The sequence below is a fragment of the Clostridium sp. DL-VIII genome, assembly GCF_000230835.1.
Classification (GTDB): domain Bacteria; phylum Bacillota; class Clostridia; order Clostridiales; family Clostridiaceae; genus Clostridium.
This window is the reverse complement of the sequence record NZ_CM001240.1, coordinates 5049558-5062514: the sequence shown is the minus strand read 5'-3', so window position 1 is coordinate 5062514 and position 12957 is coordinate 5049558. Positions and strand designations below refer to the sequence as shown.

9 protein-coding genes and 1 riboswitch are annotated in these 12957 nt (G+C 30.8%); of the genes, 7 read left to right on the top strand and 2 right to left on the bottom strand.

Annotation, left to right across the window (positions count from 1 at the left end):
* Positions 1-2: 2 nt before the first annotated feature.
* From CDLVIII_RS23330 to CDLVIII_RS23320, 3 genes are all read left to right on the top strand, one after another.
* A complete protein-coding gene (locus CDLVIII_RS23330; RefSeq protein ID WP_009171937.1) occupies positions 3-1355 on the top strand; it encodes an ABC transporter substrate-binding protein in 1353 nt (450 codons plus the stop codon).
* Positions 1356-1468: 113 nt separating this feature from the next.
* Positions 1469-2194, top strand: a complete 726-nt coding sequence (locus tag CDLVIII_RS23325) for a glycerophosphodiester phosphodiesterase (RefSeq protein ID WP_009171936.1) — start codon at positions 1469-1471, stop codon at positions 2192-2194.
* A 236-nt stretch (positions 2195-2430) separates the two neighbouring features.
* Positions 2431-2532: riboswitch (purine riboswitch) on the top strand.
* A gap of 176 nt (positions 2533-2708) precedes the next feature.
* On the top strand, positions 2709-4043 hold the full coding sequence (locus CDLVIII_RS23320) for an NCS2 family permease (protein WP_009171935.1): 1335 nt from the start codon (positions 2709-2711) through the stop codon (positions 4041-4043).
* Between the two features lie 87 nt (positions 4044-4130).
* Here the strand turns inward: CDLVIII_RS23320 and CDLVIII_RS23315 are convergent, their stop codons facing one another.
* Complete coding sequence (locus tag CDLVIII_RS23315; RefSeq protein WP_009171934.1) at positions 4131-5306, bottom strand: extracellular solute-binding protein; 1176 nt, start codon at positions 5304-5306, stop codon at positions 4131-4133.
* A 141-nt stretch (positions 5307-5447) separates the two neighbouring features.
* Positions 5448-7127, bottom strand: coding sequence for a methyl-accepting chemotaxis protein (locus tag CDLVIII_RS23310; RefSeq protein WP_009171933.1), 1680 nt, complete (start codon positions 7125-7127; stop codon positions 5448-5450).
* Positions 7128-7587: 460 nt separating this feature from the next.
* Here CDLVIII_RS23310 and CDLVIII_RS23305 point away from each other — a divergent pair, with 460 nt between their 5' ends.
* The 4 genes from CDLVIII_RS23305 (at position 7588) to CDLVIII_RS23290 (ending at position 12945) form a co-directional block, all read left to right on the top strand.
* Positions 7588-8259, top strand: a complete 672-nt coding sequence (locus CDLVIII_RS23305) for a GntR family transcriptional regulator (RefSeq protein WP_009171932.1) — start codon at positions 7588-7590, stop codon at positions 8257-8259.
* 151 nt (positions 8260-8410) lie between these two features.
* Positions 8411-9472, top strand: a complete 1062-nt coding sequence (gene uxuA / locus CDLVIII_RS23300) for a mannonate dehydratase (RefSeq protein ID WP_009171931.1) — start codon at positions 8411-8413, stop codon at positions 9470-9472.
* A 123-nt stretch (positions 9473-9595) separates the two neighbouring features.
* Positions 9596-11209, top strand: coding sequence for a mannitol dehydrogenase family protein (locus tag CDLVIII_RS23295; RefSeq protein WP_009171930.1), 1614 nt, complete (start codon positions 9596-9598; stop codon positions 11207-11209).
* A gap of 497 nt (positions 11210-11706) precedes the next feature.
* Positions 11707-12945, top strand: coding sequence for an ISL3 family transposase (locus CDLVIII_RS23290; RefSeq protein ID WP_009167586.1), 1239 nt, complete (start codon positions 11707-11709; stop codon positions 12943-12945).
* Positions 12946-12957: the final 12 nt, after the last annotated feature.

The window sequence follows — 12957 nt, the reverse complement described above, 5'->3', positions numbered from 1 at the left end:
TTATGAAAAAAAGAATTTTATCAATTATGTTAACGGCATGTATGTGCGCAGCAGTTTTAGGTGGTTGTGGAAAGGCTGCATCAACTAGTGCAAGCAGCAATAATGGGGGTCAGACAGAAATTGTTTTTTGGCATTCAATGGGTGGTACTAACGGTGATGCATTAAATGAGATGGTAGATAAATTTAATAAAGAAAATAAGGATAATATTCATGTTACAGCACAATACCAAGGAGAATATGATGATGCCGTTAATAAAGTGAAAAGTACAAAGGATAAAAAAGCATATCCAGATGTAATGCAAGTCTATGATATCGGAACTAGATGGATGATAGACTCTAAGATAGCAACTCCAATGCAAAAGTTTATTGACGATGATAAATATGATACGTCATCATTAGAACCAAATCTTTTAGCATATTACACTGTTGATAATAAATTATATTCAATGCCATTCAATTCATCAACACCAATTCTTTATTATAATAAGACTGCATTCAAAGCAGCGGGATTAGATCCAGAAAAGGCCCCTGAGGATTTTGATGAAATAAAACAATATTCAGAAAAATTAACTAAAAAGGATGGAAATAATGTTTCAGAATATGGATTTTCAATGGCTATTTATGCATGGCTTTTTGAAGAGTTTATGGCTAAACAATTAAAACCATATGCAAACAATGGAAATGGAAGAGAGTCTGCTGCTACAAGTGTGGATTTTAAAAATAATGGTGGGGGATTAAATATATTAAATGCATGGAAGAGTCTTTATGATCAAGGGCTACTAGGCAATTTTGGAAGGAAAACTCAAGATACACAAGATGCATTTGTATCAGGAAAAACAGACATGTATATTGATTCAACAGCAACACTTACTTCTGTATTAAAAGGAGTTAATGGAAAATTTGAAGTTGGAACAGCTGCTTTACCTAAAATAGATAAAGATGATAAAGGAGGAGTTTCAATTGGTGGAGCATCATTATGGATGTTAGACAAGGGCGATGAAGCAAAGCAAAAAGCAACCTTTGAATTTATTAAATTTATGATATCACCAGAAGAACAAGTTTTCTGGAACGAGAAAACAGGATATTTCCCTGTAACTACAAAGGCTTATGATTTACAAGAGATGAAAGATCACTTACAAAAAACACCACAATTTAAAACAGCAATTGATCAATTGCATTCATCACCAGCTGAATCCAAAGGAGCGCTACTTGGAGTATTTACAGAAGCAAGACAAACTGTTGAAACCAATATAGAAGCTATGCTTCAAGGTAAACAATCTCCGGAGGCTGCTATAGATGCTAGCGAAAAATCAATAAATGAAGCGATTGATAAATATAACAAAGCAAATAAATAGAGTATAATAGAAATAATAGACAAAGAAATTTGTCTATTATTTTCTTGACTTATTTAAGGCAAATATAAGAGCTTATAATTAATTGTGAATGATAAATAAAGGAAGTGTTTGGCTTGAAAATTTTAAATATAGCTCATAGAGGGTATAGTGGCAAATTTGAAGAAAATACAATGATTGCTTTTGAAAAGGCGATAGAGTATAAAGCTGATGGAATTGAGACGGATGTTCAATTATCAAAGGATAAGATACCAGTTTTAATTCATGATGAAACCTTAGAGAGGACAACAGATGGAAAAGGATATGTTAAAGATTATACTTTAGCTGAATTAAAAAGGTTTAGAACTAAAAGTGGCGAAGAAATACCAACCTTGAAAGAGTTTTTTGAGCTTGTTGCTGATTCAAATTTAAAGATATTAAATCTAGAATTGAAAAACAGCATATTCCCATATGATGGATTAGAGGAAAAGGTTTTGGAAATGATTTATGAATATGATATACAGGAGAGAATTATAATTTCAACTTTTAATCATTTAAGTTTAGTTAAAGTGAGAGAATTAGATAAGGAAATAAAGCTAGGAGCTTTGACTAGTTCAACCCTTGCAAATGTTCCGAAGTATTTAAAGGATATATCAGTAGAATGTTATCATCCATGTTTTCCAAGCATATTGAATGAGGAGTATGTGAAGGAAATACAAGAAGCAGGAATAGAAATAAATCCATATACAGTAAATGAAGAAGAGCATATGAAGATGGTTATAAAGTTTAACACTGACAGTATAATTACAAATGAAGTTGAAAGACTGCATAATTTACTTAATTGCTATGAAAATAAACAATGAGTAAATATTTGATTGGTTCGTATTTTTAAGAAAAAAGGCGAACGATTAACCCTGAAATTATAAAAAAATACATAAAATTTTAAAATAGTATTGATTTATAATTAAAAATATTGTAGGATTAAATATGTAAAAAAGAGCTATATATTGCACGCTTAATATATTGTGTTTGGCTATCACATTATTTTCGTAGTTAAAATAATGTGGAAAGTAAAATTCGGTAAATTAGTAGGTTATATATAAATGATGAAATTTTTACCCGTATATGCTTGGAAATAAGGTCTAAGTGTCTCTACCAGACTACCGTAAATTGTCTGACTATGGGTGTTTATAGGTATTTTACTTGCTTATAAACCCCTTTGTTATTGCAAAGGGGTTTTACGTTTTTTTAGGGAAATAGCTATAAATTCTTGTTATTATTCTTTTATATTTTATTTAATTAGTGTAAATACTAATAAAAATATTGTTTTAGAGTGGCAATGTATTTTGTGTAGCTCAAAAATAGGAGGAATTAAAATTGGACAATGTATCAAACAATGCGGTAAACAAGACAGAGAGTGGAATATTAGAAAAAATATTTCATTTACAAAAAAACAAAACGAATGTTAAAACAGAAATTTTAGCAGGTATAACAACTTTTTTAACAATGGCATATATCTTAGTAGTAAATCCAAGTATCTTAAGCCAATCAGGTATGGATATATCAGCGGTATTTACAGCTACAGCCTTAGCTTCTTTTATTGGAACTGTTATTATGGCACTTGTTGCTAACTATCCATTTGGTATGGCACCAGGTATGGGATTAAATGCATTTTTTACTTTTACAATTTGCTTAACAATGAAGTTTTCATGGCAAACAGCTTTAGCAGCTTCATTAATAGAAGGAATTATATTTTTATTACTTAATGTATTTAAAGTTAGACAAGTAATTATCGATAGTGTACCTCAGACATTAAAGTATGCAATTAGTATTGGTATTGGATTCTTTATAGCATTTATTGGTCTTCAAGATGCTAAAATTATTGTTGCTAGTCAAGCTACATTAGTTACTCTTGGAAGTTTAAAAGATCCAGCAGTTCTACTAGCGTGTTTAGGCATAATTATAATCTCAATATTGTATTATAAAAATGTAAAAGGATCATTTATTATTGGAATGTTCGTTGTATATATAATTGGCATGATATTAGGAGTTGCTAAAGCACCTGCCGGAATAATATCTATGCCTCCATCAGTTGCTCCTGTATTTATGCAATTTGATTTCAAGAGTGCAATGGTAATTGGAATTATTCCTGCTATTCTTTCTATGTTATTTATAGATGTATTTGATAGTATTGGAACTTTAATTGGTTTAGCTTCAAAGGCAGGTTATTTAGATGAAAATGGTAATGTTAAAAATGCTGATAAAGTGCTTACTGCCGATGCAGTTGGTTCAGCAATTGGTGCGTGCTTAGGAACTTCTACTCCAGTTGCATTTGTAGAATCAGCAGCTGGAATTGCAGAAGGTGGAAGAACAGGACTTGCAGGTCTTACAATTGCTGCATTATTCTTCTTATCATTATTCTTCTCTCCAATTTTAACTGCTATACCAGCGTTTGCAACAGCGCCAGTTTTAATAGTTTTAGGGGTAGTAATGATGGAACCTATAACAAAGGTTGATTTCTCAGACTTTACTGAAGGGATGCCTGTGTTTCTAACATTAATATTGACACTATTAACATATTCAATTACAGATGGTTTAGCATTTGGATTTGTAGCGTATGTACTAATAAAATTATTTACAGGTAAATCAAAAGATATTCCTAAACCAATGTATTTTATTGCAATAGCATTTGTAGTATTGTTTGCATTATAATAATATTAAAGAATAAACTTCATTACGGAAAAGAATTTTTCCGTAATGAAGTTTTTTTATTGAAATTTTCATTTTAACTAAGTTTGTTTATCTTTTAACTTTTGTACCGAATTGTTGATCCCACATATTTAACGCTTCCATAAAGTTATTTGTATCCAATGGTGTTGTGGTTGGAAGAGTTTTAATAGCATCGTCATATGATTGTCTCATGGCTGGTTTTATTTTATCCTGACTGTCTTTAGGTGCTGCATCAAGTGGAACATCTTTAACAGAAGGCCCAGGGTAGAAGTAACCACTGTCATATGTTATAGCTTGCATTTTTGGAGTCATAAGCCATTCCATTAATTTTAAGGTGACATCTCTTTGCTCATCAGTAAGACCTTTTGGCATAGCCATATATTGAGCATCTGCTACTAGTGTAGTATTATTGAGCATAAAACCTTGGAAGTTACTGGGGATTCCTCCTGTAATTCTTTGGTTTATATCCCAACCCAACTGACTTGTAACAATTGCTCTTTTTCCTGAATTCAATTCTGTGAAAGTAGTGCCAGTTTTAGCTGGGTAATAATCTATGTATTGATCAAGTTCTTTGAGATAAGCCCATGTTTTGTCCCAAGTTTTAGGATCCTTTGGATTTTTATCTCCTAGTATGTATGGTAATCCAAGAAGAAAAGTTCTTCCGGGTCCTGAATTAGCAGGCCTTGCATAAGTGAATTTGCCGGGATTAGCTTTAGCAAAAGCTAAAAGATCATCAGGTGTCTTAGGGACATTTGGAACAGCATCAGGATTATAACTAAAAAGTGGACCGCTAGGAGAGTACACATATGTTATGCCATAACCTTTCACTAAGTCATATGTAGCTTTTGCCCCGGAACTGTAATTTTCCTCTAAGTTAGGAAAGCTGTCACTGTATTTCGGCATAATGTTTTCAATAACATCTCTATTAATACATGTTGAAAGTCCATCAATTCCAGTGAAAACTAAATCAGTTTGTACATTTTCTGATAGAATTTGTGCCTTCAATAAAGATGGAACTTCTAACGCAGTTGAATTTGTAACTACTATATCACCTACTAAATCAGGATTTGCAGCTTTAAATTGATCAATTGCATCTCCGACTAGTTTCATGCTTCCAGATACATCAATTATATTTAAGGTGATAGGTTTTGCAGCTTTAGTGTTATTTTTTGAACTACAGCCTGTAAATATACTGCCCATAAGGACTACTACAAGTGCAATGTTTAAAATTTTCAACTTTTTCATAATTATCCTCCATTTTAACTCAAGATGATATTTTGTGATTAACTATATAAATTTCAGTATCTTATTGCTAATTTAGATTATAGATCTTTAGTTGTCTATTTATATGTAATAGCAATTTATCATTGGAATTTATATAGAATGCTATAATCTAAATTTATTTACTTCATTCATCATAGAGCTTGTTAAGTTTGATAGAGTTTGAGCTGAAGTAGCTACTTCATTAAATGATAGATTAATTTGTTGGACAGAAGCTGCTATTTCTTCAGCTGAAGCTGCATTTTCTTCTGAAACTCCAGAAATATCTAATGTTTTAGATATTATAAGATCCTTTTCAGTATTTATAAGTTCAATTGATTTATTTACATTATCGACTCTAGGTAATATAGTTTCAATAGCATTAAATATCAACGTGAAGGATTTTATAGAATCTTCAATAAGCTCTGATTGATTGTTTAAGCTATCTTTACCCAAATCGGTGGTTTTTACTGCAACTTGAGCTTCTTTATTAATGCTTGAAATAAGGTTGCTTATATCACTAGCTGATAATTTAGACTGCTCTGCAAGTTTTCTGATTTCCTCTGCAACGACTGCAAATCCTTTACCAACTTCCCCTGCTCTAGCTGATTCGATAGCGGCGTTTAAAGCTAACAAATCAGTCTGTTCAGCAATAGAGTTTATAATGTTTGTTATATCATTTACTTTTTCAACATGGTTGTCTAATGAAACAACTTTATTTCTTACGGTATCAAAAGATTCGTTTACATTCTTTATTGAATCAGATAAGAATTTTAATTTTGAATTACCGTTTTCTGCCATTGAATTGATATTATGAAGATTAGAATTTACATCGTTAATTGCCGTTGTTATCTGATTTAATGAATCAGCGAAAGCATCCAAAGATGTTTTTACATTTATTAAATCATTTGATTGTTCGTTAGCAGCACTTGCTACTTCTTGAACAGCTGCGTTAATTTGCTGTGTAGAAGATGACATTTCATCAGAAGCACCTAATAAATTAGTTGTTTGTTCATTTACGATATTTGTAGAATTTCTTACTGATTCAACCATTAAAGATATATTTGAAATTGTTTTTTTTAGGGATTCCCTCATTACTCCAAATTCATTTTTTGAATAAGAATCTATTCTTACACTAAAATCCCCATTGGAAATCATTTTTAAATCAAAAGTTATTTCCTTCATGGATTTCTTAATTACAACAACTATAGTATATGAGACTAATAACATAAGAACGAATCCTATAGCAAATGTAGTAAAGAAAATTGTAGTGCTTCTAACATATAAGTTAGTATTATCGTTATGAAGAGTATTGGCCATATTTGAGCTATAATTTGCTAAATTATCAAGAAAAAGCTGCATTTCAGCTCCAACTTGATTAAAGTTTTCAAGATCAATTCCGTAGAGTTTGCTTCCTTTTTCAAGTTCCTTTATTTGTGAATAATATTTTTCAGAATCGCTTTTAAATTCAGCTATGTTATTTTTTTCTAAGGTGCTTAAAGATAAATTTTCATAGTCGTCCAACATTTTATTCATATTTGTATAACTGTTATCTATGGAAGTTACATCATCGGAGTTGAAATCGCCGGAAGATATTCGACTAACAGTTAATCTAACATTTGAGAATGTTTGTCGAATTTCCTCAGTTTTCATAATTCTTACTAAAGCGTTTTCATACATTGCTGAAGAATTATTATTAACTGATTTCATATTGCTGTATCCGACGATAGCGATAGCTAATGATACAATAGTAGATAGAATTACCATCATAATAATACTATTAATAATTTTAATGTTTTTCAGCATAGTTTTATCCCCTTTCAATTTTTGGTATTTATATAGATATTATATCTAAAAGTTGAATACTTAAAATTCCAAAATTGACCGTATGTGATAAATAAATTGATTAAACGTGAAATTTCTACAAATTGCTAGTTATTTCTATTAGTGTCAATTTAACAATTATTTTATATATGTGTCCTAATTAGTTTTTTACATTTTATATTCTGATATTTACTTAGCCTACAAAGGTTTTAAATGTAATTTTATTATTGTAATATATATTTTTTTTAAAATAGGTTATTGACATTGTAAACGGTTATGATAATATATAAGTATAACTACCATACAAGTATGGCAGTCATAAACTACACTGACTTAATAAAATAGTTTTTAACACATAAGTTTTGTATAAGTATATTGTGATAAAATAGATTTTAAACTACCATACAAGTATGGTAGTTGCGAAAGGCAAGGGAAATAAAGGATGGCTTTAGAGGTTAAGAAAAATACTACAAGTAAAACTATATATTATACACTTAGGGAAGAAATCATTAATTTATATCTTGAGCCTGGTACTAGCATTTCAGAGAAAGAGCTTTCAGATAAATATAATGTGAGTAGAACCCCAGTTAGAGAGGCACTTGTTCGTTTAGCACAAGAAGGATTGGTGCAGATTTATCCCCAAAGAGGTACGATTGTCTCTTTAATTGATTTATCTGCTGTTGAAGATGGCAGATTTCTACGTGAACATTTAGAGAGAGCTGTAGTAAAAGAAGCTTGCAAGGAATTTTCACAAGAAAATATATTGGCCTTAGAAATGAATCTAAAGCTTCAGCAAATGTATATAGAAAATCATGATGATAAAAAAATGTTTGAAGCAGATGAAGAATTTCATAAGATAATTTTCGAGGGAAGCAATAAAAAAAGGATATGGAATAGCATTAATGATGGTAGTACTGAGTTTCAACGAATTCGTATGCTTAGGTTAGCGGCTGATTCTAGCTGGGAGGATATCCTTGAACAGCATAAAGAAATTTTTGATGCTATAAAGAATAAAGATCCACAAAAAGCTGAAGAATATATGGAAGAACATTTAAATATGGTTACTTTCGATAAAAATACAGTAAAAGAAATTTATCCTAATTATTTTAAGTGATAAATTAATTCACAATGATGAAATTAGTTTTGATTTTAACTTTAAGGAGGTGAGGCTTATATAGAGGATGAAATTAAGACTCTTTATATGTCTATAAAAACAATTATTAAAATATAACAAAGTTAAGTAAAATGACAGGAGGTATATCACTATGAAAATGGGATTTAGATGGTACGGTGAAGGTAATGATACCGTAACACTTGAACAAATCAAACAGATTCCTGGTGTGGAAACAATTGTTTGGGCTCTTCATGATATGGCAGCTGGCGATGAATGGCCAATGGAAAAAATTCTTGAGGTAAAAAAAGAGGCTGATAAATATGGATTTAATTTAGATGTTGTTGAAAGTGTTAATGTTCATGAGGATATTAAATTAGGACTTCCAACTAGAGATAAATATATTGAAAACTACAAAAGAACAATAGAAAAGTTAGCTAAGGTTGGTGTAAAAGTAATCTGTTACAATTTTATGCCAGTATTCGATTGGTTAAGAACAGATTTATTTAAGGAAGCAGAAGATGGATCAACAGCCCTTTTTTATGAAAAGGCAAGAATTACTGATATAGATCCAATGGAATTGGTTAACAAGATAGCATCAAATCCAGATTTAACAATGCCAGGTTGGGAACCAGAAAGATTAAAGAATTTAACTCAGCTTTTTGAAGCATATAAGAATGTGACAGAAGAAGATTTATGGAATAACTTAAAGTATTTCTTAGAACAAATTATACCAGTAGCTGAAATCAATGATATTAAGATGGCAGTTCATCCGGATGATCCACCTTGGTCAATATTTGGTCTACCAAGAATCGTTAAAGACAGAAATGATTTAGCAAGATTGTTAAAGCTTGTTGATAATCCATATAATTGTCTTACTCTTTGTAGTGGTGCTATAGGTTCAAATCCTAATAATGATGTACCAGCAATGATAAGAGAATTTGGAAATAGAATTGCTTTCGCTCATATTAGAAATGTAAAGATATATGATAATGGTGATTTTATTGAAACTTCTCATAGAACTTGTGATGGTTCGCTAGATATATGTGATATAGTAAAAGCTTATCATGAAGTTGGATTTACTGGATATGCAAGACCAGACCACGGAAGACATATTTGGAATGAAAAGTGTAGACCAGGTTATGGACTTTATGATAGAGCACTTGGAATTATGTATATATGGGGAATATGGGATACACTTCAAAGAAATAAATAGAGTTTAGAGACAACATAGAATTGGTGTTTTCAAGAAAAGTCTGTCTCTGACAATCTTAAGATACAAAAGAAAATTAATATTATTAATGCTATTATCAATAGTTTTGAAGAGGTGAAAATAGGAATGAGTAACACAAAAATGGTACTAAGCAAAGAAAGTATTAAGAATAGTGAATTATGGGAAAAGGCTGGAATAGAAGTCCCAAAATTTGATCATGATAAGATGTCAGCTTCAACAAAGGAAAATCCTACTTGGGTTCATTTTGGAGCTGGAAATATATTTAGAGGCTTTATAGCAATGCTGCAGCAAGAACTTTTAAATACTGGAAAAGCAAAGTCAGGTATTGTTGCTGTAGAAGGATATGACTATGAAATTATAGATAAAATTTATTCTCCTTATGATAACTTGAGCTTACTAGTAGTTATGAAACCAGATGGCAGCTTAGAGAAGAAAGTAGTTGGAAGCATAGGCGAAAGTTTAGCTGGTGATTACTCAAGGGAAAAGGATTGGAATAGATTAAAAGAGATATTTTCAAATCCATCTCTACAAATAGCAAGCTTTACAATAACAGAAAAAGGTTATAGTGTGAAGAATTTATCAAAGGAAGATACAACAGATGGTTTAGAACATCCTGTAAGCATTATTGCTAAAGTTGCATCATTAGCATATGTAAGATATCAAAATGGACAACTGCCAATAGCTTTTGTAAGTATGGATAACTGTTCAAAAAATGGTGCGAAGCTTCACAATGCTATGGAAACAATGATAAAGAAATGGATTGAAAATGGTTTAGTTGATAAAGGTTTCCTTGAATATATCAATGATGCTAAAAAGGTATCTTTCCCTTGGAGTATGATAGATAAAATTACACCTAGACCATCTCAAAGCGTTAAGGATACATTAGAAGCAGATGGTTTTGAGAGCACTAATATTGTAACAACTAACAAAAACACTTACATTGCGCCTTTCGTAAATGCAGAAGGACCTCAATATCTTGTAATAGAAGATAATTTTCCAAATGGTCGCATGCCTTTAGAGGAAGCAGGAGTATTTTTAACAGATAGAGAAACTGTTGAAAGAGTTGAAACAATGAAGGTAACTACTTGTTTAAATCCACTACATACTTCTTTAGCAGTTTATGGATGCTTACTTGGATTTAATTTAATTGCAGATGAGATGAAGGATCCAGCTTTAAAGAAATTAGTAGAAAAGATTGGATACGAAGAAGGAATGCCAGTTGTTGTTAATCCAGGAATATTAAAACCTGAAGATTTCATTAAAGAGGTAGTTGAAGTTAGACTTCCAAACCCATATATACCTGATACACCTCAAAGAATTGCTTCAGATACATCTCAAAAAGTTGGCATAAGATTCGGAGAAACAATTAAAGCTTATAGAGATAGAGCAGATTTAGATCCTAAAAACCTTAAATATATTCCACTTGTTATTGCAGGATGGTGCAGATATTTAATGGGAATAGCTGATGATGGTAATGTAATGGAATTAAGTCCGGATCCATTATTAGATGAACTAAAGAAATATGTAGATAATATAAAATTAGGTACTACAGAACAATTAGGAGATACTCTAAAACCAATACTAATAAATGAAGAAATTTTTGGAGTAAATCTTTATGACGTAGGTTTAGGAGAAAAAATTGAAGGTTATTTCACTGAAATGATTTCTGGAACTGGTGCTGTTAGGGCGACTTTAGAAAAATATTTAGAATGTAAATAATCTAACATTACTATAAAACAGAGGCAAAAAATAAACATTTTTATCATTCTTCATCTATTATATTCTGGCAAGTAATATAAACAAAGAATGATAAGAATGCTTATAAAAATTAATTAGAAAATGATTATATCATAAGTTAGGTGAATTAACAAATTGACGAAGTGGAGATAAATAATTGATAAGCTTTGAATAACTAAGTTAAAGAAGTTAATTTAACTAAATTTAAAAAATAAAAAATATATAATGGTTAATAGAATAATCAAAGAAAACGTTGTAGTAAAGTGTTGAATAAATACAATAATGCCGTGAAAACCATGTAAGTGTATTATTAACCAAATATATTCAATGCTTTACAAATATAAAATATTTATTTGAAAGTAGGAGGCTCAACACTAAAAACTGTGCTTGACATAAAATAATTATAAAATTAAATGAAAAATGCATTCAAATTCCTGTATTCTATAAGTGACTAATCCAATAGAATTGAAGGAGTTTAAATGCAATTACAGGATATCACTAATATATTAAATTTACAAGGAATAAATGTTATCAATTTTATCTATGGTTTTGAAGATAGAATTTGTATTGAAATCCAACCTACAGAATATACTCAACCTTGTCCGTGCTGTAAGAGTTTTAAAATAATAAGACGAGGCTCATCTGGAATTAGAAGAGTAAGGCATCTTCCTATATTTCAAAACGAGGTAATATTAAAGGTTCCTAAAATAAGAATGTCCTGTAAGGATTGTAATGCCTCTTTTTCATGGCAATATTCATTCCTGACTGGAAAGAGTCGTTATACTAATGAATTTCAAGAGTTTATTGCAACTAAAGTACCAGGAGCAACGGTTATTCACTGTGCTAGAACATTGAAAATACCATATTCTACAGTTGAAAGAATATATAAAAATTATATTGACTATGTTGTTCCACAATTGCAAGCAAAAGTTATATTAGAAAGTTCTAACACTAACAAGCTTATACTTGGAATGGATGATTTTGCTATAAGGAAAGGACATAGTTATAATACTGGAATTCATGACCTTCGTAACGGAACATTACTTGAAATAATTCCAGGAAGAAAACTTGAAGAGCTTAGAAGTCATAAGACTGTAAATCCAGAACTTTTTGAGCTCCGACCTTTTGCTATAGTAATGGATTTGGCTCCATATTATCACACATTTGCAAAAGAAGTATACCCAGATGCTATACGTATTGCGGATAGGTTTCATGTTAATAGCTATGCTATGGAAGCTCTTAGAGGCGTAAGAAAACGCATAAGTTGTGATTTAACTCCTGCGGCACGGACAGTATTGAAAAGAAATAAATCAGTACTTGAAAAACGGAATGAATATCTTACATCAAAAGAGGTTGAGATGCTCCAGCAGTTGTTGTCATTATCACCTGACCTAAAAGCAGTATATGAGTGGAAAGAGGAACTTATTGAGTGGTATGACTGTTGTTCAAGTGTTATACAGGCAACAAATGTATTTGATAAATGGTGTAAAAAAGGACATTCACTAAATATACCTGAGGTAGAACGTGCTTTGGTTACTTTTGAAAACTGGAGACAAGAAATAATTAACTATCATCATTGTAGATATACCAATGCCGCTGTTGAAGGTAGAAACGGTAAAATTAAAGCAATTCAACGCAGACACTATTTTACAAGGAATAAAGACTACTACAAAGGAAGAATTTTATTAGAATGTAATAACCATTTCTTGACAGCTTAAGCTGTCAAGAAC

Coding starts and splice junctions, on each gene's coding strand:
- CDLVIII_RS23330 (WP_009171937.1), top strand. CDS start 3: ATGAAAAAAAGAATTTTATCAATTATGTTAACGGCATGTATGTGCGCA.
- CDLVIII_RS23315 (WP_009171934.1), bottom strand. CDS start 5,306: ATGAAAAAGTTGAAAATTTTAAACATTGCACTTGTAGTAGTCCTTATG.
- CDLVIII_RS23310 (WP_009171933.1), bottom strand. CDS start 7,127: ATGCTGAAAAACATTAAAATTATTAATAGTATTATTATGATGGTAATT.
- CDLVIII_RS23305 (WP_009171932.1), top strand. CDS start 7,588: ATGGCTTTAGAGGTTAAGAAAAATACTACAAGTAAAACTATATATTAT.
- uxuA (WP_009171931.1), top strand. CDS start 8,411: ATGAAAATGGGATTTAGATGGTACGGTGAAGGTAATGATACCGTAACA.
- CDLVIII_RS23295 (WP_009171930.1), top strand. CDS start 9,596: ATGAGTAACACAAAAATGGTACTAAGCAAAGAAAGTATTAAGAATAGT.
- CDLVIII_RS23290 (WP_009167586.1), top strand. CDS start 11,707: ATGCAATTACAGGATATCACTAATATATTAAATTTACAAGGAATAAAT.